This is a genomic window from Pseudomonas sp. NY15437 (assembly GCF_048068435.1).
Lineage (GTDB): Bacteria > Pseudomonadota > Gammaproteobacteria > Pseudomonadales > Pseudomonadaceae > Pseudomonas > Pseudomonas nitroreducens_B.
The window spans coordinates 1-24,709 of sequence record NZ_JBLUQC010000015.1; the positions used below are offsets into that span (position 1 = coordinate 1).

23 protein-coding genes and 1 pseudogene are annotated in these 24,709 nt (G+C 67.4%); 17 read left to right on the plus strand and 7 right to left on the minus strand.

What is annotated here, in order from left to right:
* Positions 1–354: 354 nt before the first annotated feature.
* The 3 genes from ACNFIA_RS26060 to ACNFIA_RS26070 form a co-directional block, all read right to left on the minus strand.
* Positions 355–744, minus strand: a complete 390-nt coding sequence (locus ACNFIA_RS26060) for a hypothetical protein (protein WP_416789870.1) — start codon at positions 742–744, stop codon at positions 355–357.
* Between the two features lie 117 nt (positions 745–861).
* Positions 862–2,472 carry a methyl-accepting chemotaxis protein gene (locus ACNFIA_RS26065; RefSeq protein WP_416789872.1) on the minus strand — a complete coding sequence of 537 codons (1,611 nt, stop codon included), beginning with the start codon at positions 2,470–2,472 and terminating at the stop codon, positions 862–864.
* A 213-nt stretch (positions 2,473–2,685) separates the two neighbouring features.
* Positions 2,686–3,123, minus strand: coding sequence for a YqaA family protein (locus tag ACNFIA_RS26070; RefSeq protein ID WP_259756684.1), 438 nt, complete (start codon positions 3,121–3,123; stop codon positions 2,686–2,688).
* A gap of 160 nt (positions 3,124–3,283) precedes the next feature.
* Here ACNFIA_RS26070 and ACNFIA_RS26075 point away from each other — a divergent pair.
* The 16 genes and pseudogenes from ACNFIA_RS26075 to ACNFIA_RS26150 form a co-directional block, all read left to right on the plus strand.
* Positions 3,284–3,982 (plus strand): annotated as a pseudogene (locus tag ACNFIA_RS26075) (MCP four helix bundle domain-containing protein); the annotation flags it as partial.
* Entirely contained in the window at positions 3,977–4,840 is an 864-nt protein-coding gene (locus ACNFIA_RS26080; RefSeq protein ID WP_416790018.1) for a methyl-accepting chemotaxis protein, read from the plus strand. The pseudogene ACNFIA_RS26075 and the gene ACNFIA_RS26080, both read left to right, overlap by 6 nt.
* Complete coding sequence (locus ACNFIA_RS26085) at positions 4,815–5,324, plus strand: chemotaxis protein CheW (RefSeq protein ID WP_416789874.1); 510 nt, start codon at positions 4,815–4,817, stop codon at positions 5,322–5,324. Before ACNFIA_RS26080 ends, ACNFIA_RS26085 begins: the two co-directional genes overlap by 26 nt.
* A complete protein-coding gene (locus ACNFIA_RS26090) occupies positions 5,321–6,556 on the plus strand; it encodes a CheR family methyltransferase (protein WP_416789875.1) in 1,236 nt (411 codons plus the stop codon). Before ACNFIA_RS26085 ends, ACNFIA_RS26090 begins: the two co-directional genes overlap by 4 nt.
* A complete protein-coding gene (locus tag ACNFIA_RS26095; protein WP_259756679.1) occupies positions 6,549–7,250 on the plus strand; it encodes a chemotaxis protein CheW in 702 nt (233 codons plus the stop codon). Before ACNFIA_RS26090 ends, ACNFIA_RS26095 begins: the two co-directional genes overlap by 8 nt.
* Positions 7,247–9,532 (plus strand): hybrid sensor histidine kinase/response regulator, encoded by a 2,286-nt coding sequence (locus ACNFIA_RS26100; protein ID WP_416789877.1) that lies wholly within the window; start codon positions 7,247–7,249, stop codon positions 9,530–9,532. The genes ACNFIA_RS26095 and ACNFIA_RS26100 overlap by 4 nt, the downstream gene beginning before the upstream one ends.
* Positions 9,529–10,536: a chemotaxis response regulator protein-glutamate methylesterase gene (locus ACNFIA_RS26105; protein ID WP_259756676.1), complete on the plus strand. Its 1,008-nt coding sequence runs from the start codon at positions 9,529–9,531 to the stop codon at positions 10,534–10,536. The genes ACNFIA_RS26100 and ACNFIA_RS26105 overlap by 4 nt, the downstream gene beginning before the upstream one ends.
* Before the next feature lie 23 nt (positions 10,537–10,559).
* A complete protein-coding gene (locus ACNFIA_RS26110; RefSeq protein WP_416789879.1) occupies positions 10,560–11,570 on the plus strand; it encodes a diguanylate cyclase domain-containing protein in 1,011 nt (336 codons plus the stop codon).
* A gap of 120 nt (positions 11,571–11,690) precedes the next feature.
* A protein-coding gene (gene prfB, locus ACNFIA_RS26115) for a peptide chain release factor 2 (RefSeq protein WP_259756674.1) occupies positions 11,691–12,786 on the plus strand; the annotation gives its coding sequence in 2 pieces (ribosomal slippage) (positions 11,691–11,762 and positions 11,764–12,786; 1,095 coding nt in all).
* A 127-nt stretch (positions 12,787–12,913) separates the two neighbouring features.
* Complete coding sequence (gene lysS / locus ACNFIA_RS26120) at positions 12,914–14,419, plus strand: lysine--tRNA ligase (RefSeq protein ID WP_259756672.1); 1,506 nt, start codon at positions 12,914–12,916, stop codon at positions 14,417–14,419.
* A gap of 351 nt (positions 14,420–14,770) precedes the next feature.
* Complete coding sequence (locus tag ACNFIA_RS26125) at positions 14,771–15,487, plus strand: TetR/AcrR family transcriptional regulator (protein WP_259756671.1); 717 nt, start codon at positions 14,771–14,773, stop codon at positions 15,485–15,487.
* Positions 15,488–15,594: 107 nt separating this feature from the next.
* Entirely contained in the window at positions 15,595–16,158 is a 564-nt protein-coding gene (locus ACNFIA_RS26130) for a hypothetical protein (RefSeq protein ID WP_416789881.1), read from the plus strand.
* Positions 16,155–17,459, plus strand: coding sequence for a flavohemoglobin expression-modulating QEGLA motif protein (locus tag ACNFIA_RS26135; protein ID WP_259756668.1), 1,305 nt, complete (start codon positions 16,155–16,157; stop codon positions 17,457–17,459). The genes ACNFIA_RS26130 and ACNFIA_RS26135 overlap by 4 nt, the downstream gene beginning before the upstream one ends.
* Before the next feature lie 125 nt (positions 17,460–17,584).
* A complete protein-coding gene (locus ACNFIA_RS26140; RefSeq protein ID WP_416789883.1) occupies positions 17,585–18,523 on the plus strand; it encodes an alpha/beta hydrolase in 939 nt (312 codons plus the stop codon).
* The gene (locus ACNFIA_RS26145) at positions 18,520–18,837 is read left to right on the plus strand and encodes a hypothetical protein (protein WP_416789884.1); all 318 of its coding nucleotides are present in this window, start codon (positions 18,520–18,522) and stop codon (positions 18,835–18,837) included. Before ACNFIA_RS26140 ends, ACNFIA_RS26145 begins: the two co-directional genes overlap by 4 nt.
* A gap of 37 nt (positions 18,838–18,874) precedes the next feature.
* Positions 18,875–19,384, plus strand: a complete 510-nt coding sequence (locus ACNFIA_RS26150) for an O-acetyl-ADP-ribose deacetylase (RefSeq protein ID WP_416789886.1) — start codon at positions 18,875–18,877, stop codon at positions 19,382–19,384.
* A gap of 376 nt (positions 19,385–19,760) precedes the next feature.
* Here the strand turns inward: ACNFIA_RS26150 and ACNFIA_RS26155 are convergent, their stop codons facing one another.
* The 3 genes from ACNFIA_RS26155 to ACNFIA_RS26165 all read right to left on the minus strand — a co-directional run bounded on the left by ACNFIA_RS26155 (position 19,761) and on the right by ACNFIA_RS26165 (position 23,563).
* Entirely contained in the window at positions 19,761–20,552 is a 792-nt protein-coding gene (locus ACNFIA_RS26155; RefSeq protein ID WP_416789888.1) for an OmpA family protein, read from the minus strand.
* Between the two features lie 37 nt (positions 20,553–20,589).
* Entirely contained in the window at positions 20,590–21,009 is a 420-nt protein-coding gene (locus ACNFIA_RS26160; RefSeq protein WP_416789890.1) for a DUF4398 domain-containing protein, read from the minus strand.
* A 187-nt stretch (positions 21,010–21,196) separates the two neighbouring features.
* Positions 21,197–23,563 carry a heavy metal translocating P-type ATPase gene (locus tag ACNFIA_RS26165; protein WP_416789892.1) on the minus strand — a complete coding sequence of 789 codons (2,367 nt, stop codon included), beginning with the start codon at positions 23,561–23,563 and terminating at the stop codon, positions 21,197–21,199.
* 86 nt (positions 23,564–23,649) lie between these two features.
* On the opposite strand from ACNFIA_RS26165, the gene cadR reads away from it, so the two are divergent.
* The gene (gene cadR, locus ACNFIA_RS26170) at positions 23,650–24,117 is read left to right on the plus strand and encodes a Cd(II)/Pb(II)-responsive transcriptional regulator (RefSeq protein WP_259756660.1); all 468 of its coding nucleotides are present in this window, start codon (positions 23,650–23,652) and stop codon (positions 24,115–24,117) included.
* A 156-nt stretch (positions 24,118–24,273) separates the two neighbouring features.
* Here the strand turns inward: cadR and ACNFIA_RS26175 are convergent, their stop codons facing one another.
* On the minus strand, positions 24,274–24,609 hold the full coding sequence (locus ACNFIA_RS26175) for a pilin assembly protein (RefSeq protein WP_259756658.1): 336 nt from the start codon (positions 24,607–24,609) through the stop codon (positions 24,274–24,276).
* Between the last annotated feature and the right edge of the window lie 100 nt (positions 24,610–24,709).

Here is a 24,709-nt window from a genome sequence, read left to right on the forward strand (position 1 = left end):
GCTGCGGTCGGTGTGCGCCCCCCGCGGGGGACCTTCGTGGGAAAACGCCCCAATGAAGGCCAAGTTGTTGCCCCGGACCGCGGTTTTTTCGCGTAAGCGAAAAACCGGATGTCCGGGGCAAGACTTTTTGGTTCCTTTTGTGGCGTTTGACAAAAGGGACTCGCCCGAGGGGGCGAAATACAGAGCTCGCGCGTACACCGAAGCGGCGCTGGACACCCAGGCTGAAGCAACAAATCTGGGGCGCCGGCCCAGCCGGCGGATCGCGGGCATGGCCCGCTCCTACAGGGTGGTTCCTGGATCGCCCAATAAAAAACCGGCCCCTGGGGCCGGTTCTTCATTGCCTGTGGATAACCCTCACTGCTGCGGGATCATGCCTTCGATGCGCTTGGCGAAGGCGTTCGCCAGCGGGCCGTCGGCGAGCAGCAGCAGGTAGTCGTGCTCGGACTTGGCCGCCGGGGCGATCTGGTACTTCAGGGTGCCCGAGGCGACCTGGCCAACCACCGGCACGGTCAAGGTGCCGACGCATTCCAGCACGCCGCTGTCCGGGTCCTTGTCGATGATCGCCACATCCTTCAGTTCGGCCTTGCTCAGGGCGTCGGACTGGCTGGAGAGGGCGCCCGACAGGAAGATCTTCACCAGCTGGTTCTTCACGTCGTCCGAGCCGCAGACCTTGGCCTGGTTGCCCCCGCAGGCGCTCAGCAGCGCGGCGGCGGCCAGCACGGCCGACAATTTCAACAGTTTCATCTATCCACCCTGTGGCATTCCATGATGGCCATTGGATAGGAAAATGCCGGAAAAATTCCCTATCGCCATGTCCAAATTCGCTACTCAGTTGGCGAAATCGGCCTAGGAATCAGCCTTTCAGACCACGAAGCGCGCCACCATTCCGTTCAGGTCCACGGCCAGGCGCGACAACTCCTGGCTCGCCGCGCTGGTCTGGGTGGCGCCGGCCGAGGTCTGGGTCGCCAGGTCGCGGATGGTCAGCAGGTTGCGGTCCACCTCGCGGGCGACCTGGGCCTGTTCTTCCGTCGCGCTGGCGATCACCAGGTTGCGCTCGTTGATCATCGACATGCGTTCGAGGATCACCTGCAGCGAAGCGCCGGCCTCGCCGGTGCGGCTGACGGTACGCTCGGCGTGGGCGGTGCTGCTGAGCAGGGCGGCGACGGTGCGGTCGCTGCCGTTCTGGATCGCCGAAACCAGTTCCTCGATCTCGCGGGTCGAACTCTGGGTGCGCTGGGCCAGCGAACGCACTTCGTCGGCCACCACCGCGAAGCCGCGTCCGGCCTCGCCGGCGCGGGCGGCTTCGATGGCGGCATTGAGCGCCAGCAGGTTGGTCTGTTCGGCGACGCTGCGGATCACCTCCAGCACCTTGCCGATGTCCTGCGCCTGGTTCGCCAGCGCCTCGGCCTGCTGCGAGGCCTGGCCCACTTCGCCGGCCAGGGTGCCGATGGCAGTGGACGTCTCGTCCACCCGCTCGCTGCCGGTGCGCGCGGCGTCGATCGCCTCGCGGGAGGCCGCGGAGGTGGACGCGGCATTGCTGGCGACTTCCTCCACCGCGCTGGTCATCTGGTTGACGGCCGTGGCGGCCATTTCGATCTGGTCGCTCTGCTGCTGCAGGGCGCGGCTGCTTTCCTCCATCACGCTGTGCATTTCCTCGGCGGCCGAGGCGAGCTGGCTGGCCGAGTTGCCGATGCCGCGGATGGTCTCGCGCAGGCTGTTCTGCATGTCCGCCAGGGCATTGAGCAGTTGTGCCGGCTCATCCCGGCCTTCGACGCTGAAGCGCTGGCTGAGGTCGCCGCCGGCGATGGTCTGCGCCACGCGTACCGCCTGGTTGAGCGGTACGACGATGCTGCGGGTGAGTTGCCAGGCCAGCAGCAGGGTCAGGCCGACGCTCAGCAACAGCACCACGCCGACCACCAGCCGTCCGCTCTGGTACTGCTGCACGGCGCGCTCGGCGGCCGCGGCGGCGCCGTTGCGGTTGAGGTCGATCAGCGCGGTGAGGCGCTTGTTCAGTTCGGCGCCCTGCTGGGCGATGCTGCCGTTGAGCAGCTGCAGCGCGCCGTCGTCGTCGGACTGGCGGACCTTCTCCAGCAACTGGTCGACGAAGCCGAGGTAGCCGTCCAGCGCCTGGCGCAGCTCATCGGTGTGCTGTTGCTCCTCGGCACTGAGGATCAGCCGGCGATAGTCGGCGAGCACCTTGTCCTTGTCCTGCCGCGCATCGGCGATCAGGCCCAGGCTGCGCTCACGGGCGGCGCTGTCGTGGTTGACCAGCAGGCGCATGGACTCCAGGCGGATGCGGGCGATGTCGCCCGACAACTGGTTCATGTGGTTGATGCTCAGCAACCAGTTGCTGTCGATCTCTTCGGAGGCGGCGCGCAAGGTCGAGAGCTTGTACAGCGAGAACAGCCCGAGGAACACCAGGAGCAGGCCCATGACGGCGAAACCCAGGGACGCGCGGCGGCCAATACTCATGCTTCTGAACATCGTGAAATTCCCTTTTTCTAAAATCCGGTCGAGGGGCCTGTGGCCCTGCCATGCACGGTGATGGCGCATTGATATTACTTGGCGCCATTTTTTCGATGCAGTGGCAAAACAGGACTAGCAGAGGAAAAACCTGTCCGCTTTTGACGAGGGGACTATTCAGACGAGCGTGGGTCAGACGAGCGTGGGTCAGACGAGTGTGAGTCAGGCGAGCGTGAGCCAGGCCAGCACGGCGTAGCGGCCGACCTTGGCGAGGGTGACCAGCAGCAGGAAGCGCCACAGCGGCTCGCGCATGACGCCGGCGATCAGTGTCAGCGGGTCGCCGATCACCGGCGCCCAGCTCAGCAGCAGCGACCAGCTACCGAAGCGCCGGTAGTGGCCCTGGGCCTTTGCCAGCGCCGCGTCGCTCACGGGGAACCAGCGGCTGCCGCGCCAGCGCTCCAGCCCCCGCCCCAGCAGCCAGTTCACCAGCGAACCGAGCACGTTGCCCAGGCTTGCGGCCAGCAGCAGGGACCACAGCGGGTAGTGGCCGCCCAGCAGCAGGGCGACCAGCACGGCTTCGGATTGCAGCGGCAGCAGGGTGGCGGCGCCGAATGCCGAGAGGAACAGGCCGGCGTGGGCGGCCAGGGCGAGGGACAGCATGGGCGGATTTCGTCGGCGTTCCGGGGCGGGAAAATGTGCTGGAAATTTGGAATAAGGAGGCGAGTTTCACCTCTGTCCAGATACTATATGTCGTATCTTGCTGAGGAATTAGTAGGAATTTGCATTTGCGAGCCTAAGCTCTTTCAAGTGCACTTTCGTCAGCATGATGGTAGTGATTTCCTACATCCGACTGCTGGACATCGAGAAGAGCACCGACCGGGTCAGCCGGGACGCCATGCCGGGGACCTACGCCCTGACCACCGTGCGCTCGGCCTGGACCGACAGCATCCTGATGGTGCACATGTTGGTCGGGCTGAGCCAGGAGAAGGCGCTCGACGCGACGGACCGCCAGGCCTTCAACACCAATCATGACGTGCTGTTCGACCGCATCGCCAAGTACGAACTGACCATCCACGAAACGCGCGACCGGCAATTGATGGACCGTTTCAAGCAGCAGGCGCAGGGCTACGAAGAGCTGCTGGCGCAGGTGCTGGACCAGTACACCAAGGACCGCGCCGCGGGGCGCCAGATGGTGGTGGACAAGCTCGACCCCGCCTGGGAAGCCGGGCGTCGGACACTCAATGAACTGATCGACCTGAACAAGCAGATCGCCGATACGGCGGCGGCCGACATCGTCGTCGAAGTGCACCGGGCCAAGATCATCATGCTGGTGTCCATGCTGCTCGCCCTGCTGGTGGCGGCGGTCTGCGGGCTGCTGCTGATGCGCGCCATCACCGAGCCGGTGCGCCAGGTGGTGAAGGGCCTGCAGGTCATGGGCAGCGGCGACTTCACCACGCGCCTGGCGATGGAGCGCAACGACGAGTTCGCCGTGATCGAAACCGGCTTCAACGGCATGGCCGAGGAGCTCAAGACCCTGGTCGCGCAGGCGCAGCGCTCGGCCATCCAGGTCACCACCTCGGTCACCGAGATCGCCGCGACGTCCAAGCAGCAACAGGCCACCGCCACCGAAACCGCCGCCACCACCACCGAGATCGGCGCCACCTCGCGGGAAATCGCCGCCACCTCCCGCGACCTGGTGCGCACCATGACCGAGGTGTCCTCGGCCGCCGAGCAGACCTCCACCCTGGCCGGCTCCGGCCAGCTGGGCCTGGCGCGCATGGAAGAGACCATGCACCACGTGATGGGCGCCGCCGAACTGGTCAACGCGAAGCTGGCGATCCTCAACGAGCGCGCCGGCAACATCAACCAGGTGGTGACCACCATCGTGAAAGTGGCCGACCAGACCAACCTGCTCTCGCTCAATGCCGCCATCGAGGCGGAGAAGGCCGGCGAGTACGGCCGCGGCTTCGCCGTGGTCGCCACCGAGGTGCGTCGCCTGGCGGACCAGACCGCCGTCGCCACCTACGACATCGAACAGATGGTCCGCGAGATCCAGTCCGCCGTGTCCGCCGGCGTGATGGGCATGGACAAGTTCTCCGAGGAGGTGCGCCGCGGCATCTCGGAAGTCGGCCAGGTCGGCGAGCAGCTCTCGCAGATCATCCAGCAGGTGCAGGCCCTGGCGCCGCGCGTGCAGATGGTCAACGAGGGCATGCAGGCCCAGGCCACCGGCGCCGAGCAGATCAACCAGGCGCTGGTGCAGCTCGGCGAGGCCACCGGGCAGACGGTGGAATCCCTGCGCCAGGCCAGCTTCGCCATCGACGAGCTGAACCTCGTGGCCAATGGACTGCGCAATGGCGTCTCCCGCTTCAAGGTCTGACGCCGCGGCGGGCAGGCTGTACCTGCAGTTCCGCCTGGGGACGGACCGCTACGCGCTGGACGTCGATGACGTCCTGCAGGTGCTGCCATTGCCCGTGCTCAAGCGCGTGCCGGAAGCGCCCGCCTGGGTTGCCGGATTGTTCCCGCACCGTGGCGAGCTGCTACCCGTGCTCGATCTCAGCCAACTGGCGTTCGGTCACAGCGCGCTGCGGCGTACCAGCACGCGCCTGGTGCTGGTGCGTTACCGCGCCGATGATGAGGGGCAGCAGCGGCGGCTCGGGCTGATCCTCGAACAGGCGACCCACACCCTGCGCCGGGATCCGGCGGCGTTCCGTGCCTACGCGCTGGACAACGGCAGCGCCCGCTACCTCGGCCCCGTGCTGGAAGACGAGCACGGCCTGCTGCAGCGCGTGAGCGTCGATCAACTGCTCAGCGACGAAGCCCGAGCGCGCCTGCTGCAAGACGCGGGGGATGCGCCGGCATGAGCGACCCACGCTTCGCCCAGCTGCTCAAGGAGCGCATCGGCCTGGACGCCGAGTCGGTCGGCGACGCGGTGATCGAGCGCGCCGTGCGCCAGCGCTGCAACCAGGTCAGCGGCGGCAATGTCGAGCACTACTGGCTGCAACTGCAGGGCTCCGCCGAGGAAGTGCAGGCGTTGATCGAGGCGGTGATCGTCCCGGAGACCTGGTTCTTCCGCTATCCCGAATCCTTCGCCGCGCTGGCCCGCCTCGCGGCCCGGCGCGCGCTGGAGCTGGCCGGCACCCGCCCGCTGCGGCTGCTCAGCCTGCCGTGCTCCACCGGCGAGGAGCCGTACTCCATCGTCATGGCGCTGCTCGATGCCGGGCTGGCGCCCGCGGCGTTCCAGGTCGACGCGCTGGATGTCAGCCGCGCGGTGCTGGAGCGCGCGGAGGAGGGGCGCTACGGGCGCAATTCCTTCCGCGGCTCCAACCTGGGCTTCCGCGAGCGCTACTTCAGCACCGACGGCAACGATTACCAGCTCAGCGAAGCGGTGCGCCGCGCGGTCCGCTTCCGCGTTGGCAACCTGCTCGCACCGGGCCTGCTGGCTGGCGAGGCGCCCTACGACTATGTGTTCTGCCGCAACCTGCTGATCTACTTCGACCGCCCGACCCAGACGCAGGTGGTGGAGGTGCTGCGCCGCCTGGCGCGGCCGGACGGCGTGCTGTTCATCGGCCCGGCCGAGGCCAGCCTGATGTCGCGCATCGGCCTGCGCCCGCTGGGCGTGGCGCAGTCCTTCGCCTTCCCGCTGCAGGTTGCCGACGCCGCCCCGCGTGCCGCGCCGCCGAAGTGGACGGCCCCGGCGCCGATCCCGCGCCCGGCGGCGCCCAAGCCCACGCCGCTGCGTCCCCGTCCGGCCGGCAACACCGTTCAGCCGGCCGCCGCGCCTGCCGATAACGCACTGGTGGACATTGCCCGGCTGGCCAATTCCGGCCACGCCGCGCAAGCGCGCCAGCGCTGCGAAGCGTTGCTGGCCGAAAAGGGCCCGGACGCCGAAGTCTTCTACTGGCTGGGCCTGCTGGCCGATGCCCAGGGGCAGGGCAGCGAGGCCCAGGGGTACTACCGCAAGGCCCTGTACCTGCAACCCGATCACCAGGAAAGCCTGCAACACCTGGCCGCGCTGCTCGCAGCCCAGGGCGACGCGGCCGGCGCCCGCCGCCTGCAGGAACGTGCCGCGCGAGGAGTGAAGCGCAATGGTTGAACGCGGCTCTTCATACCGCGACAGCGCGTCGCTCGAGGGCGACCTGCCGAGCGTCGACGACTGCTGGAACCGCATCGGCGTGCGCGGCGACCGCAGCTGCCCGAGGCTGGCCGAGTACATCCACTGCCGCAACTGCCCGGTGCATGCCGCCGCCGCCATCAGCCTCCTGGATCGCTATTCGCTGGGCAGCGACGGTGCAGAGCTGGCGCCGGTCGATGCCACCGAGGCGGAGGTCGAGGAGGGGCGCCCGCACCTGATTTTCCGTCTCGGCGAGGAATGGCTGGGGCTGCCCACCCGCGCCCTGGCCGAGGTGGCGCCCGCCTGCGTGGTGCATTCGCTGCCGCACCAGCGCTCGCCGGCGCTGCTGGGCGTGGCCAATGTGCGCGGCACCCTGGTGGCGTGTATTTCCCTGGGCGAGCTGCTGGGTCTCGACAGCCGCGCGGTTGCCCGCGACGACGCCCGCGTCGTGCCGCGCATGCTGATCCTCGCGGCGCTCAGCGGGCCGATCATCTCGCCGGTGGACGAGGTGGACGGCATCCATGCGCTGGACGAGAACGCCATCGTCGAGGCCACGTCGCAACGCCACGCCGCCAATGACCGCTTCACCCGTGGCGTGATGCAGTGGCGCCAGCGCAGCATCCGCCTGCTCGACCAGGAAGCGCTGCTCGACGCGGCCACCCGGAGCCTCGCATGACGCCGGACCAGATGAAGGATGCATCGATGCTGGAGCTGTTCCGCCTGGAGGCGGAAGCCCAGACGCAGGTGCTGGTGCAGGGGCTGATGGCGCTGGAGCGCAATCCGGGCCAGGCCGACCAGCTCGAAGCCTGCATGCGCGCCGCGCACTCGCTCAAGGGGGCCGCGCGGATCGTCGGGCTGGATGCCGGCGTGCAGGTCGCCCATGTGATGGAAGACTGCCTGGTCGGCGCCCAGGAGGGGCGGCTGCGGTTGACCTCCGGGCATATCGACGCGCTGCTGGCCGGCACCGATATCCTCCTGCACATCGCCGATGCCCAGCCCGACCGTGCCGAGCAGGCCCGGCAGGGCGTGCCGGCCATGGTGGAGCAACTGCAGGCGCTGGTTGCCGGCCACGTTCCGCCCGCGCCCGTGCCTGCGCCGCCGCTGGCGTTGCCTGTCGAGCCCGCGCCGGTGGTGCTCGAACAGCCCATCCCGGCAGCGCCGCCCGCCGCCGACGGCGCCCCGCGTCGCCGCGCCAACGACAGCGACGAAGCCTGCGAGCGCGTGCTGCGGGTGACCGCCGAGCGCCTGAACCAGTTGCTCGATTACTCCAGCAAATCGCTGGTGGAATCCCAGCGCCTCAAACCGCTGCTCGATTCGCTGCAACGCCTCAAGCGCATCCAGGCCAGTGCCAGCCGCGTGCTCGATGGCGCGCGGGATGCTGCCAGCACCGCCAACCTCGACACCGAGGCGCAGGCCTACCTGGCGGACGCGCGGCGTCTGGTGGGCGAGTGCCAGCAACTGCTCAGCGAGCAGATCGCCGAGCTGGACGAATTCAGTTTCAAGGCCGGCCAGCGTGCCCGGTCGCTCTACGACACCGCACTGTCGTGCCGCATGCGGCCGTTCTCCGACGTGCTCTCCGGACAGGCGCGGATGGTCCGCGACCTGGGCCGCTCGCTGGGCAAGACCGTGCGCCTGGACGTGCAGGGCGCCACCACCCAGGTGGATCGCGACGTGCTGGAGAAGCTCGAAGCGCCGCTCACCCACCTGCTGCGCAATGCCGTCGACCATGGCATCGAGCCCGCGGAGGTGCGCGCCCGCCACGGCAAGCCGGAGGAGGGCACGATCCAGCTACTGGCGCGCCACCACGCCGGCATGCTGGTGCTGGAACTGCGCGACGATGGCGGCGGTGTGGACCTCGACCGCCTGCGCGCGGCCATCGTGCGCCGCCAGTTGTCCACCGAGGAGACCGTGGCGCGCCTCACCGAGGAGGAGCTGCTGAGCTTCCTGTTCCTGCCCGGCTTCAGCATGCGCGAGCAGGTCACCGAGGTGTCCGGCCGCGGCGTCGGCCTGGACGCCGTGCAGCACATGGTGCGGCAGTTGCGCGGCGGCATCCGCATGGAGCAGGTGGCGGGGCAGGGCGCGCGCTTCCACCTGGAGGTGCCGCTGACGCTGTCGGTGGTGCGCAGCCTGGTGGTCAGCATCGGCGGCGAAGCCTACGCCTTCCCGCTGGCGCACATCGAGCGCATGCGCCGCCTGGCGCCGGACGAGATCGTCCAGCTCGAAGGCCGCCAGCAGTTCTGGCACGAGGGCCGGCACGTCGGCCTGGTGTCGGCCAGCCAGCTGTTGCAACGCCCCGAGGGCGAGGCCACGCCGGACGAGATTCCGGTGGTGGTGATCCGCGAGCGCGACAGCGCCTATGGCGTGGCGGTGGAAAAATTCATCGGCGAGCGCACCCTGGTGGTGGTGCCGCTGGATGCGCGGCTGGGCAAGGTGCAGGACGTCTCGGCCGGCGCGTTGCTGGACGACGGCACGCCGGTGCTGATCCTCGATGTCGAGGACATGCTGCGCTCGGTGGAAAAACTCCTCGCCACCGGCCGCCTGGAACGCATCGACCCCGCCGGCCGTCTTTCCGGCCCGGTGCGCAAGCGCGTGCTGGTGGTGGACGACTCGCTCACCGTGCGCGAGCTGGAGCGCAAGCTGCTGCTGGGGCGCGGCTATGACGTGGCGGTCGCGGTGGACGGCATGGACGGCTGGAATGCGCTGCGCTCGGAGCGTTTCGACCTGGTCATCACCGACATCGACATGCCGCGCATGGACGGTATCGAGCTGGTCAACCTGATCCGCCGCGACACCCGCCTGCAGTCGCTGCCGGTGATGGTGGTGTCCTACAAGGATCGCGAAGAAGACCGGCGGCGCGGCCTGGACGCCGGTGCCGACTATTATCTGGCCAAGGCCAGCTTCCATGACGAGGCCCTGCTGGATGCGGTGGTCGACCTGATCGGGGGTGCACAGGGATGAGGATAGGGATAGTCAACGACATGCCCCTGGCGGTGGAGGCCATGCGCCGGGCGCTGGCCTATGAGCCGGCGCACCGCGTCGTCTGGGTCGCCGCCAACGGCGCGGAGGCGCTGGAAATGTGCGCCGTGCACAAGCCCGACGTGGTGCTCATGGACCTGCTGATGCCGGTGATGGACGGCGTGGAGGCGACCCGCCGGATCATGGCGCAGAGCCCGTGCGCGATCATCGTCGTCACCGTGGACCTGGAACAGAACATGAGCCGCGTGTTCGACGCCATGGGCAATGGCGCGGTGGACGCGGTGAACACCCCGACCATGGGCGTGGGCGACCCCGCCGAAGCCGCCCGCCCGCTGCTGCGCAAGCTGCAGAACTTGGCCTGGCTGACCGCCCCGCACGACAGTCGCCCGGCGATCAATACGGTGCCGGCGCGCAAGGGCGGCGGTGCACGCAAGCTGGTCGCCATCGGTTCCTCGGCCGGCGGCCCGGCAGCACTGGCAGATCTGTTCGCGCGCCTGCCGGCGGACTTTCCCGCCGCCGTCGTGGTGGTCCAGCATGTCGACGAGGTCTTCGCCGCCGGCATGGCCGAGTGGCTCTCGACCCAGTCGAAGATTCCCGTGCGCCTGGCGCGCAACGGCGAGCCGCCGCAGCCGGGCTGCGTGCTGCTGGCCGGCACCAATCACCACATCCGCCTGCTCAAGGGCGGCGAGCTGGCCTACACCGCCGAACCCAGCGGCCACATCTACCGACCCTCGATCGACGTGTTCTTCGACAGCGTGGTCGAACATTGGGTGGGCGACGCCGTCGGCGTGCTGCTCACCGGCATGGGCCGGGACGGCGCCGAAGGCCTGAAACACATGCGCGAACGCGGTTTCCTGACCCTGGCCCAGGACCAGGAGAGCAGCGCCGTGTACGGTATGCCCAAGGCCGCGGCGGCGATCGGCGCTGCGGTGGAAATCCGCGCGCTGGGCGACATCGCCCGCCGACTGGCTGAGGTCTGCGCCTGAGTGCGGGCTACGGAGCTGATTGCATGAACCCTCTGACGAGTAACTATCCCGTGAACACCCCAGGCGATTCCGCTGTGATGGTGCTGCTGGTGGACGACCAGCCGATGATCGGCGAAGCCGTGCGCCGGGCGCTGGCGGACGATCCCAGCATCGATTTCCACTTCTGCGCCGACCCGCAGCAGGCCATTGCCCTGGCGATCCAGATCAAGCCCACGGTGATCCTCCAGGACCTGGTGATGCCCGGCGCCGATGGCCTCTCGCTGGTGCGCGAGTACCGTGCCAACCCGGCCACCCGCGACCTGCCGATCATCGTCCTGTCGACCAAGGAAGACCCGACGGTGAAGAGCGCGGCATTCGGCGCGGGGGCCAACGACTACCTGGTCAAGCTGCCCGACGCCATCGAACTCATCGCCCGGGTGCGCTACCACTCGCGCTCCTACCTCGCCCTGCAGCAGCGCGACGAGGCCTACCGCGCCCTGCGCGAGAGCCAGCAGCAGTTGCTGGAAACCAACCTGGTGCTGCAGCGGCTGATGAACTCCGACGGCCTGACCGGGCTGTCCAACCGCCGGCACTTCGACGAATACCTGGAAATGGAATGGCGCCGCTCGCTGCGCGAGCAGACCCAGCTGTCGATCCTGCTGATGGACGTGGACCACTTCAAGGCCTACAACGACACCTTCGGCCACGTGCAGGGCGACGAGGCGCTGCGCCAGGTGGCCGGGGCGATCCGCGCCAGCGCCAGTCGCCCCTCCGACCTGCCGGCGCGCTACGGCGGCGAAGAATTCGTCATGGTGTTGCCCAACACCTCCCCCGGCGGCGCGCGCCTGCTGGCGGAAAAGCTGCGGCGCCTGGTGCAGGACCTGAACATCCGCCACGAACTGCCCACCCCGGGCTCGCCGCTGACCATCAGCATCGGCGTGGCGACCCTGGTGCCCCAGGCCGGGCAGGCCTGTCGCCAGCTCATCGAACTGGCCGACCAGGCGCTCTACAACGCCAAGCACGGCGGCCGCAACCAGGTGGCCATCGCCGGCTGAACGGGCCGCCGGGCGCAGGCGGCGGGCGAGGGCGATCTGTCGTAAACCTTTTTAGGCTGACGACAGTTCACGTATACTTGCCGGCTTTTCTACGCCCTATACCCGTGAGAGATGCCCGCCATGGAAATCCAACCGATCCTCAACAGCATCAAGGACCTCTCCGACCGTACCCAGTCCATTCGGGGGTATCTTTGACTACGATCTGAAACATGATCGTCTGATCGAAGTAAACCGCGAGCTGGAAGACCCGGCGGTCTGGAACAAGCCCGAATACGCCCAGAACCTGGGCCGCGAGCGCGCCATGCTGGCGCAGATCGTCGAGACCCTCGACGAGCTCACCGGCGGTCTGGCCGATTCCCGCGACCTGCTCGACATGGCCGTCGAGGAAAATGACGAAGGCGCCGTCGGCGACGTCGAGGCCGAAGTCCAGCGCCTGCGCGAAATCCTCGAGAAGCTCGAGTTCCGCCGCATGTTCAGCGGCGAGATGGACCCCAACAACTGCTACCTGGACATCCAGGCCGGCTCCGGCGGCACCGAGGCCCAGGACTGGGCCAACATGCTGCTGCGCATGTACCTGCGCTGGGCGGACAAGAACGGCTTCAGCGCCGAGATCGTTGAACTCTCCGAAGGCGAAGTCGCCGGCATCAAGGGCGCCACCGTGCACATCAAGGGCGAATACGCCTTCGGCTGGCTGCGCACCGAGATCGGCGTGCACCGCTTGGTGCGCAAGAGCCCGTTCGACTCCGGCAACCGCCGCCACACCTCGTTCACCGCGGTGTTCGTGTCGCCGGAAATCGACGACAACATCGAGATCGAGATCAACCCGGCCGACCTGCGCATCGACACCTACCGCTCCTCCGGCGCGGGCGGTCAGCACGTGAACACCACCGACTCCGCGGTGCGTATCACCCACGTGCCGACCAACACCGTGGTGGCGTGCCAGAACGAACGCTCCCAGCACGCCAACAAGGACACCGCCATGAAGATGCTGCGGGCCCGGTTGTACGAGCAGGAGATGCAGAAGCGCAATGCCGCCTCGCAGGCGCTGGAAGACTCCAAGTCCGACATCGGCTGGGGCCACCAGATCCGTTCCTACGTGCTCGACCAGTCGCGCATCAAGGACCTGCGTACCGGCGTGGAACGCAGCGACTGCGACAAGGTGCTCGACGGCGACCTGAACGAGTACCTGGAAGCCAGCCTGAAACAGGGCCTCTGATCCACGACACCTTTGTAGGAGCGAGGGAGACGCCTCGTTTTTGCTCGCGAACCCGCTGAAGAGCGTCGCGAGCAAGCTCGCTCCTACCAGTAACCCTTTTGATCTACACGCCAGGCAGAAAACGACCATGAGCGACCAACAACTCGACCAGCACGAACTGCAACAGGAAGAAAACAAGCTGATCGCCCAGCGCAAGGAAAAGCTTGCCGCCGTGCGTGAAGCCAAGGCCATCGCCTTCCCCAACGACTTCCGCCGCGCCGACTACTTCGCGGACCTGCAGAAACAGTACGCCGACAAGACCAAGGAAGAGCTCGAAGCAGCCGCCATCCCGGTCAAGGTCGCCGGTCGCATCATGCTCAACCGCGGCTCCTTCATCGTCCTGCAGGACAGCAGCGGCCGTCTGCAGGCCTACGTGAACCGCAAGACCCTGCCCGAAGAGACCCTGGCCGAGATCAAGACCTGGGACCTGGGCGACATCATCGGCGCCGAAGGCACCCTGGCCCGTTCCGGCAAGGGCGACCTGTACGTCGAGATGACCAGCGTGCGCCTGCTGACCAAGTCGCTGCGCCCGCTGCCGGACAAGCACCACGGCCTGACCGACACCGAGCAGCGCTACCGCCAGCGCTACGTCGACCTGATCGTCAACGAGGAAACCCGCCACACCTTCCGCGTGCGTTCGCAGGTCATCGCCCACATCCGTCGCTTCCTCTCCGATCGCGGCTTCCTCGAAGTGGAAACCCCGATGCTGCAGACCATTCCCGGCGGCGCGGCGGCCAAGCCCTTCGAAACCCACCACAACGCGCTGGACATGGCCATGTTCCTGCGTATCGCCCCGGAGCTGTACCTCAAGCGCCTGGTGGTCGGTGGCTTCGAGAAGGTTTTCGAGATCAACCGCAACTTCCGTAACGAAGGCGTTTCGACCCGGCACAACCCCGAGTTCACCATGCTCGAGTTCTACCAGGCCTACGCCGACTACGAAGACAACATGGACCTGACCGAAGAGCTGTTCCGCGAGCTGGCCCAGGCCGTGCTCGGCAGCACCGACGTGCCCTACGGCGACAAGGTCTTCCACTTCGGCGAGCCGTTCGCCCGCCTGTCCGTGTTCGACGCCATCCTCAAGTACAACCCGGACATCACCGCGGCCGACCTGAACGACGTCGAGAAGGCCCGCGCCATCGCCAAGAAGGCCGGCGCCAAGGTTCTGGGCCACGAAGGCCTGGGCAAGCTGCAGGTGATGATTTTCGAAGAGCTGGTGGAGCACAAGCTGGAGCAGCCGCACTTCATCACCCAGTACCCGTTCGAAGTGTCGCCGCTGGCGCGCCGCAACGACAACGACCCGAGCGTCACCGACCGCTTCGAGCTGTTCATCGGTGGCCGCGAGATCGCCAACGCGTACTCCGAGCTCAACGACGCCGAAGACCAGGCCGAACGCTTCATGCTGCAGGTCAAGGAGAAGGACGCCGGTGACGACGAGGCGATGCACTACGACGCCGACTTCGTCAACGCGCTCGAATACGGCATGCCGCCCACCGCCGGCGAAGGCATCGGCATCGACCGCCTGGTGATGCTGCTGACCAACTCGCCGTCGATCCGCGACGTCATCCTCTTCCCGCACATGCGCCCGCAGGCGTAAGCGCAGGACGTGGCAGAGAAAGGCCGCCCTCGGGGCGGCCTTTTTCGTTTCCGAACTACCGGGCGGCGCCGGCATCAACCTGTAGGAGCGCGCCATGCGCGCGATCGCGGGCATGGCCCGCTCCTACAAGTGGGTGGGAATCTGACGGTATACCATCCGACGAAATGTATCCCCGTCGCCGTGGCTCGGCCGCGCTGTGGCACGTCTCACTCCCAGGCCTGATTCCCAGCCGCCTGCTCTGCCTCGCGGCCCGCTCCCTGCGCCGGTGTCGCAGCCATGCAGCGGCAATTGTTTTCCCACAAAAAAGCTCGAACAATGCGCCATCAGGCCGCGCCGCCGGAGGTAATGCCAGTGACCCACGTGTCCCCGCGAGACAGTGCAGCGCAAGTCGCCAGCGCCATCGCAGAAAGTGTCAAATACCAGGGCCGCAAGGCCAGCCGCCAGGGCAGCGAGCAGCGCCGCCAGGCGATCCTCGACGCCGCCCTGCGGATCATCGTGCGCGATGGCGTCCGCGCCGTGCGCCACCGCGCCGTGGCCGCCGAGGCCGGGGTGCCGCTGTCGGCCACCACCTACTACTTCAAGGACATCCAGGACCTCATCACCGACACCTTCGCGCTCTTCGTGGAACGCAGCGCCGAGGCCCTGTCGACCTTCTGGGCCAGCGTCGAAGGCGACCTGCAGGCCATGGCCGCCGGTCTCGCCCAGGACGACCCGCACGCGCGCCGCGAGCTGACCGCCAATATCGTCGAGCTGGCGATCCAGTATGTCGTTGTCCAGCTCAACGAGCGCCGCGAGCATCTGCTCGCCGAGCAGGCCTTCCGCCAGGAAGCGCTGCTCAACCCCAGCCTCAATGACCTGGCGCAGCGCCACCGGCAGATTCTCTCCCTGGGCGTGGTGCATTTCTTCGAAGTGCTCGGTTCAAAGCAGCCCGAGCAGGATGCCCGGGTGTTGACGGCCATCATCCTGCAGATGGAGTATCAGGGCCTGCTGGATGGGACCGACCACCTGCAGATCGAGGAAATGCGTGCCATCCTTAGCCGCTACCTCGACCTGGTGATGGGCCTGTAGCCCCAGCTGCTGCATTCCAACCCCGCCATCCGGCGGGGTTTTCGTGTCGGAACTCCGGAGGGCGTGGCGCATCGCATGCACAGGCATCCGGATCTAAGGAGGGCGTGATGAAAGTCTGGCGTGCACTGCTGCTGTTGAGCATCTGCCTGCTCAGTGGCTGCCTGGTGACGTTCAAGGACCCGATTCCGGCCAACGAGCCCGCACCGGCTCACCTGCTGGGCCAGTGGTCGCGTGTGGACGAGTACGGCGAGGAGCAGTTCCTCGAGGTCACCCGCTCCGGCTCCAACCTCTACCGCGCCGTCAGCTACGTCGACAGCAAGGACAACACCGACAGCGTCGAGGACTTTGGCTTCACCGTCGCCCACCACGGCCAGCGCTGGTACCTGTCCGCCGGACTGCCGAAAAGCATGGGCGGCAACTTCGCCCTGGCCGGCTTCGAGATCACCGACAAGGACGAACTGGTGATCTATAACCTGGATGTCGAGCACATCCTGCAGGACATGAAGGACGGCGCGCTCAAGGGCGAGAAAGTCGACACCGAACAGGGCGCCGGCGCCCTGGTGAGCAGCCCGCTGCCGGAGGTGATCCGCTACCTCAACGATCCTGCCAACTCCGACGTGTTCGTCGAAGCGCTGCGCTTTTCGCGCGTGACCCCGGGAGAAAAGCCATGACCCCACGGCGCAAGAAGTCCACGCCCAACGAATACCAGCAGATCATCCGCGGCCTGTCCGACCGCATCGTCGAGGCGCAGACGCCGATCCGCGTGCTCGACGCCATCAAGTGGGACGACGGCATCCGCGACGACTTCCTCAAGGGCCGTGGCAAGCACGCGCCCAAGGTCGACCGTGCCTACTACGACGGCCGCCCGCTGTCCTTCGACAGCAGCGCTAAGAAGCAGGAATTCCAGAACATCGAGCGCGACATCACCCGCCACCTGGGGCAGTTCAACCCGGTCGGGCAGATCATGCGGCGCATGTGCAAGGAATACCGCATGGTCATCCGCATGCTCGAAGCACGCGGCACCCAGGACTTCGGCCTGATCTCCCAGGAACTCTACGGTTCGGCCTCCGACGCCTTCCATGCCGGCGACCCCACCCTGGCCGACCTGGGGCTGATGCTCTCGGACTATCTGAACAATATCGCCGACCGCGGCGACCTCAAGGACGAACCCAAGACGCTGACCGCCAGCGATGCGGTGAAGATGCTGCAGGAGCGGCTGAACCAGGTGTTCGACGGCAAGGAAGACACTATCCGCGTCTTCGAGTCCGACGGCATCGTCGCTGACGCCGCCGCTGGCGCCGACTACATCAAGGTGCGCGCCGACGCCATGTTCAACGAGCGCGACGTGCGCGCGCTGGAGGTCCACGAGGGCCTGGTGCACGTCGGCACCACGCTCAACGGCCTCAATCAGCCGATCTGCACCTTCCTGGCCAAGGGCCCGCCATCTTCCACCGTGACCCAGGAAGGCCTGGCGATCCTGATGGAAGTGATCGCCTTCGCCTCCTACCCCACGCGCCTGCGCAAACTGACCAACCGCACCCGCGCCATCCACATGGCCGAAGAGGGCGCGGATTTTCTCGAGGTGTTCCACTTCTACCGCGAGCAGGGCTACAGCGTGGAAAGCAGCTACCAGAACTCCAGCCGCGTGTTCCGTGGCTCGACGCCGGCCGGCCTGCCGTTCACCAAGGACCTGTCGTACCTGAAGGGCTTCATCCTGATCTACAACTACATCCAGCTCGCCGTGCGCAAGGGCAAGCTGGAGCAGATCCCGCTGCTGTTCTGCGGCAAGGCCACCCTGGAGGACATGCGTACCCTGCGCCAACTGGTGGACGAAGGCCTGGTGGTGCCGCCCAAGTACCTGCCGCCGCAGTTCCGCGACCTCAACGCGCTGTCGGCGTGGATGTGCTTCTCCAACTTCCTCAATCACTTGAGCCTCGACCGCATCGAGGCGGATTACGCCAATATCCTCTAACCATGCCCTGTCCGGCTCTTCGTAGGAGCGAGCTTGCTCGCGAACCCGCCCAACCCCGGCGCTGCCGGCACGTGGTTCGCGAGCCAGCTCGCTCCTACAAGGTGGTTACCTTCAAGGACGACCTCATGCTGAATCGTTGTTTCAAGGCCGCCGCCCTCACGCTGCTCTTCACGCTTGGCGGCTGCAGCTCCCTGCTGTTCTACCCCAGCGACGACGTCGCCATTACCCCGGCCCGGGCCAAGCTGGACTACCGCGACGTCACCCTGACCACCGCCGACGGTGTGAAGCTCGCCGGCTGGTGGCTGCCGGCCAAGGCGGGGGTGCCGGTCAAGGGCACCGTGCTGCACCTGCACGGCAACGGCGGCAACATGGCCTGGCACCTGGGCGGCGCCTACTGGCTGCCTGAGCAGGGCTACCAGGTGCTGATGCTGGATTACCGCGGCTACGGGCATTCCGCGGGCTCGCCGAGCCTGCCGGCGATCTACCAGGACATCGACGCCGCCTTCGCCTGGCTGGACAAGGCGCCCGAGGTGCAGGGCAAGCCGGTGATCCTGCTTGGCCAGAGCCTGGGCGGCGCCCTGGCCGTGCACTACCTGGGCGAGCACCCGCAGCGGCAGCAGCAACTGCACGCGGTGGTACTCGACGGCGTGCCGGCCAGCTACCGCGATGTCGGCCGATACACCCTGTCCACCAGCTGGCTGACCTGGCCGCTGCAGGTGCCGCTGTCCTGGCTGGTGCCCGATGGCGATAGCGCGATTCGCTCGATGCCGCGACTTTCTGGCGCACCCGTGCTGTTCTTCCACAGCATCGACGATACCATTGTGCCCTTGGACAACGGCCTCTCCCTCTACAAGGCCGCGCCGCCGCCCAAGGTTTTCCAGCTGACCCGTGGCAACCACGTGGAAACCTTCGGCGAAGCGGTGTGGCGCGAGGTGATGCTGCGCTTCCTCGACGACCCGCAGCACTTCACCGGCCTGCGCCGCTTGGCCGAAGTCCCGAACTCTGCTGCACCGGCGACCTCCCAGGAACAGCCGGCGGAATCCTCCAACCAAGGCAAGCCATGAACAACCCGATCTCCTACATCCTCACCGTCATCGCCACCATCTTCGTCTCGGTCGGCACGCTCTGGTACTACGGCTACCTCCACTTCGCCAAGCCCGAGGACGCGCTGGAGCTGAGCCAGTTCACCATGCTCAAGAGCATCCCCGGCCAGGACACCAAGCTCGCCCTGGACCCGGCCGACCAGCAGGCGCAGTGCATCGACGGCGTACTGGTGATGTTCGACATGACCCAGAAGGGCCTGACCGGCGTGCTGGTCGACAGCCGCAAGCGCGCCGTGCGCTGCCTGGGCGAGGAAACCCCGCAACAGGTCAAGTGACGGCGAGCCCGCCGTCGCGGCCAAGGGAGCCAGCGTCATGAGCCACCCCGATATCCGCGTCTGGCAGGGCGACATCACCCGTCTCGACGTCGATGCCATCGTCAACGCCGCTAACAGCTCGCTGCTGGGTGGCGGTGGCGTCGACGGCGCCATCCACCGGGCCGCCGGCCCGGACCTGGTCCACGCCTGCCGTCCGCTGGGCGGCTGCAAGACCGGTGAGGCGAAGATCACTCCCGGCTTCCGCCTGCCGGCGCGCTTCGTCATCCACACCGTCGGGCCGGTCTGGCGTGGTGGTGAACACGGCGAGCCGCAGCTGCTCGCCCAGTGCTACCGCAACAGCCTGCAGCTGGCCGAGGACCACCACCTCGCCAACATCGCCTTTCCCGCCATCAGCACCGGCATCTACGGCTACCCCGCCGAACTGGCCGCGCAGGTCGCCGTGGACGCGCTGCGCCGTCCGCGCGGGGAGGGGAGTTCGTTGCGGGAAGTGGTGCTGGTGCCGTTCTCGGCGGAGATGGCGGCGCTCTATCGGCGCCTGCTGGGCTGACCCAGCCCCGACCTGTAGGAGCGAGCTGGCTCGCGAACGCGGCGTCGTGCAGAGACCTCACCCTGGCCTTCTCTCCAGAGGCGACGGGGGCGTTTCGGCGCATAAGGATGAGGCAACGTCAGGCGGGACGACTTGCCCACGCTCAGGAGAGAGGATCGAGGCGGCCCGCATAGGTTCGCGAGCAAGCTCGCTCCTACAAGGGGCGTGATGTCCCCCGATTCTCGATTGGCCGTACCGGGTGCGGGGATCGCGGGCATGGCCCGCTCCTACAGGAGGCGCCACCGTAGGAGCGGACTCCGTCCGCGATGGGCCCAGCCTCACGCCAGACGCATCGCGGATGAATCCGCTCCTACAGCGAGCAAGCCGTCCTGCCGGATCAGTAAGCGCTGCTCACCGACGAGCGCGGCTGTACCGGGTTGGCGTCGTTGGAGATGGTCACCTCGACGCGGCGGTTCATGGCGCGGCCGGCCGGCGTGGCGTTGCTCGATACCGGGTACTCTTTGCCGTAGCCGCGGGTGGTCACGCGGTCCGGGCTCACGCCCTGGCTGAGCAGGGCCATGCGCACGGCGTCGGCGCGGCGTTCGGACAGGCTCTGGTTGTACGACGCCGAGCCGCTGCTGTCGGTATAACCCTCGACGATCACCTTGCGCTCGGGGTTCTGCTGCAGGAACCCGGCGAGGTTCTGCACATTGCCCATGGCGCCGGGCTTGAGTTCGGCGCGGTCCAGGTCGAACAGCACATCACCGAAGGACACCATGGTCCCGCGGGAGGTCTGCTTGGCGTTCAGCTCGCCCTTGAGCTTGTTCAGCTGCGCGGTACGGGCGTCGAGACGGGCCTGGGCGCGCTGGGCCGAGGTGTTCTTGAGCTGATCCTCGGCGTCGCGCAGGGCCACGGTCTGGTTGGCCAGTTCGATGCGCTGCTGGGTCAGGTAGGCGAGCTGGTCCACATCCTTCTGATCGGCGCCGTCGCGGTAGGCCTTGTCGGCCTTGGCCAGCCAGTCGCCGGCGTCCTTGGTTTCCAGCGCGGCCTGCTGGGTGGCCTGGGGCTGGGCCTGCAGGGCCTGGAAGTCGCTACGGGCCTTTTCCAGGTTGGCATTGGGTGGCGTCGAGCAGGCGGCCAGGGCCAGGGCGAGGGTGGAAACAGCGGGCAGTACGATGAACTTTTTCATGTCGAAATTCCTTATTTGACCGGGCGTTGGGGCGGGATCACTGGGCCTGCTGCAGGCCTTCCTGACGCAACTCCATCACGCCCTGCTGGGCGTCCTTCACCGCGTTCTGGGCCTTCACGGCCTGGGATTTGCGTTCGGCCACACGGGCGTCCCACTCGGCCTGCTGGGCCAGCTTGCGGGCCTGGTCGTATTCCTTGTCGTTCAGGGCGATGCGTGCCTGGGCGAGCTTGTCCTGGGCGTTCTTGGTTTCCACCGGTGCGTATTCAGGGCCGCCATTGCTGACGGCGGCGTTCACCGCCGATTCGGTGACGGCCATTTGCTCGCTGGGTGGGTTACCGGCGCAGCCGGCCAGCAGCGCGGCGCTGCCCAGGGCCAGCAGCCCCAGGCGCCAGTGGCGCAGCGAGGCGCGCGTGGAATGAGCGGGGACGGTTCGAGCGCTCTGAGATTTCAGTTCCATTGGGTGAATCCTCTGACAATTGATTAGGGTTCCCTCGGCGTTTCGAGTGCCGGCGGATGCGGGCCGCTCTCCGGCGCGGTTCTGCGCCATCGATAGCGGGCATCTGTTTAGGGGACTAAGGGTTTTGCCAGGGGGTTCAAAAAAAATGCCCGCCGTGATGGCGGGCATTTTCAGGCAGCGGCGTCGATCATCCGCGATGGCGCAGCAATCGCAAGCCGTTGAACACCACCAGCAGGCTGGCGCCCATGTCGGCGAAAACCGCCATCCACAGGGTGCCTTCGCCGGCCAGGGTGAGGGCGAGGAACACGGCCTTGATGCCCAGCGCCAGGGTGATGTTCTGGATCAGTACGCGGTGGGTCTGGCGCGACAGGCGAATGAACGACGGCAGCTTGCGCAGGTCGTCGTCCATCAACGCCACGCCGGCGGTTTCGATGGCCGTGTCGGTGCCCGCCGCGCCCATGGCGAAGCCGATGTCGGCGCGGGCCAGGGCAGGGGCGTCGTTGATGCCGTCACCCACCATGCCGACACGCTTGCCGCCGGCCTGGCGCTGCTTCACCTCGCGCAGCTTGTCCTCGGGCAGCAAATTGCCCAGGGCCACATCAATGCCGACCTCGGCGCCGATGGCCGTGGCGGTGTGCGGGTTGTCGCCGGTCAGCATGAGGGTCTTCACGCCCAGCGCGTGCAACTGCGAGACGGCTTCGCGGCTGGTCTGCTTGACCCCGTCGGCCACGGCGAACAGCGCCAGCGGACCGTCGCCATCGAGCAGCACGATGACCGTCCTGCCCTGCTGCTCGAGGGCGTCGAGGCGCGCCTCCAGCTCCTTCGAGCACAACCCCAGTTCCTCGACCAGGCGATGATTGCCCAGGTGGTAGGTGCGGCCGTCGATCTCGCCTTTCACGCCGCGGCCGGGCAGGGCGGTCAGCTCGCCGACGCGGTACAGCGCGATGTTGTCCGCCTCGGCGGCCACGGCCACGGCGTGGGAGACGGGGTGATCCGAGCGCGCGGCCAGGCTGGCGGCCAGGGCGCGCACGTCGCCGGCGGCGGTGTCCCGCAGGGGGGCGAAGTCGGTCTGGCGTGGGCGGCCTTCGGTGAGGGTGCCGGTCTTGTCGAGGGCGATCCATTGCAGGGAACGGCCCATCTCCAGGAACACCCCGCCCTTGATCAGGATGCCCAGGCGCGCCGCGGCCGACAGGCCGCTGACGATGGTCACCGGCGTGGAGATCACCAGGGCGCAGGGGCAGGCGATCACCAGCAGTACTAGGGCGCGGTAGACCCAGTCCAGCCAGGCGCCGCCGAAGAACAGCGGCGGCAGCAGCGCGGTGGCGACGGCGATGAGGAACACCGCCGGGGTATAGATGCGCGAGAACTGGTCGACGAAGCGCTGGGTGGGCGCGCGCGACCCCTGGGCCTCTTCCACGGCGTGGATGATGCGCGCCAGGGTGCTGTCGTCGGCCACGCGGGTGACGCGGTATTCCAGCGCACTCTCACCGTTGATGGTACCGGCGAACAGGCTGTCGCCGACCTGCTTCTCCACCGGCAGGCTCTCGCCGGTGATGGGCGCCTGGTTGACGCTGGAGCGCCCGTCGAGCACCTCGCCATCCAGCGCGATGCGCTCGCCGGGGCGCACCCGCACCCGCGCGCCGAGGGCGACGGCCTTGGCGGAGATTTCCTGCCACTGCCCGTCCACCTGCACCGTGGCCTGTTCCGGCGCGAGTTGCAGCAGGCCGCGAATGGCGCTGCGCGCGCGGTCCAGCGACTTCGCCTCGATCAGCTCGGCGATGGCGAACAGCACCGCGACCATGGCCGCTTCCGGCCACTGGCCGATCAGCAGCGCGCCGGTCACGGCGATGCTCATCAGGGCGTTGATGTTGAGGTTGCGGTTCTTCAGGGCGATCCAGCCCTTGCGGTAGGTCGGCAGGCCGGCGCCGAGGATCGCCGCGATGGCCAGGGCCGCCACCAGCCAGTACGGGCCGATGGCGAACCACTCGAAGGCTTCCGCAGCGGCCGCGGCGACGCCGGCCAGCGCCAGCGGCCACCAGGGCTTGTGCGGGGCCGGCTGGGCGGAAACGGGGGCGTTTTCGTCCACCGGCTCGGCCTGCATGCCCAGGGAGGCCACCAGCTTCTGCAGCGGCTCGACGCTGTCGAAACGGTGCTGCACGCGCAGCAGGCGCTGCATCAGGTTGAAGTCCAGGTCCTCCACGGCGGACACGCGGCCGAGCGCATCGCGCAGCAGGCGCTCCTCGGTGGGGCAATCCATGGCATCGATGCGCAGGCTGGTCCAGCGCAGCTCGCCGCTGGCAGCACCGGCGGCGGCTGTCGCCGCTTCTTGCGCCCGAGCGCCATGATCCTCGTGATGATCGTGATCGTGATCGTGATCGTGATCGTGATCGTGATCGTGATCGTGATCGTGGCGGTGGTCATGGGGATGCGCGGCAGGTTCGGCGCTGGGCGCGCGCAGCAGCGCGCCCTTGTCGCCGCCGCAGCAGCCGGCGGCGTCATGTTCACGGTCCTGTACGGGGCCGTGGATGGTCGGCCCCTGGCGGTTGGCAGTCATGTCGTCCGTTCCTGTTTGACGAGTTGCTGCCGATTGCACACCCTGTAGCAACTACAGAGTCAAGCGTCCGTTGCAAGGAGTCGCGCATGAAGATCGGTGAACTGGCAAAACAGACCGGCTGCCCGGTGGAAACCATCCGCTATTACGAGCGTGAAGGCCTGTTGCCGGCGCCGTCGCGCAGCGAGGGCAACTACCGGCAGTACGACGCCAGCCATGTCGAGCGACTGTCGTTCATCCGCCATTGCCGTTCGCTGGACATGACCCAGGAGGAAATCCGCATCCTCCTCGGCCTGCGCGACCGCCCCGAATCCGACTGCGGCACCGCCAACCGGCTGATCGACGAACACCTGCACCATGTCGAGGTGCGCATCGCCGAGTTGCAGTCCCTCAGCCAGCAACTGCGCGACCTGCGTGCGCGCTGCCAGGGGCAGGGCAGCAGCGAGGATTGCGGCATCCTGCGCGAGCTGGAACAGCCGGCAGAGCCATCGGTGATTCCGGAAGCGTGCGCGGGGGCGGGGCACCTGCACGTGCCGGGGGTGCATGGTCGGCATTGAGCGCGTTCGCGCGTTCAACCCTGCGCAGGGCGAAATCCATGGTGGCTCTTCGTAGGAGCGAGCTTGCTCGCGAACCCGCCCAGCGCTGGAGCTGCCGGCAAGCTGTTCGCGAGCAAGCTCGCTCCTACACTAAAACGAAGCGCCCCGGCATTTCGTTTAGGAATGCTCCGCCTCCGTCAGCTCCTGCAGGTACTTGCGCGACAGCGCCAGGAAGCGCGGCGTCGGGCCGGTGTCCTCGTAGATCGGGTCGCCCTGTTCGTCCTGCGCCACCACCTTGCTGCCCTGCACATAGGGGAAGCTCGCCTCCAGCTCCTCCAGTGCCGCGCTGACCAGTTCGCCCAGCAGCTCCTCGACGCTGCGCTTGGGGTACAGGTCGTGCAGCGCGGCCAGGCGCGCGGCGGTCTCGACGTCCAGCGGAATGCTGTACTGATGGTGGGTCATGCGCCCCCTGGCGTTCTTTTCCCAATGGCGTACCAGCTCGCGGATTTTCATGTTCACCTCTAGGGTCGTTACGTGGCGGTCGGCCCTCGTGAGGCCGCCGCAGGTTTTCCCGTCGATGGGGATAACTTTCAGCCTAGACGTTGTCCGAGCA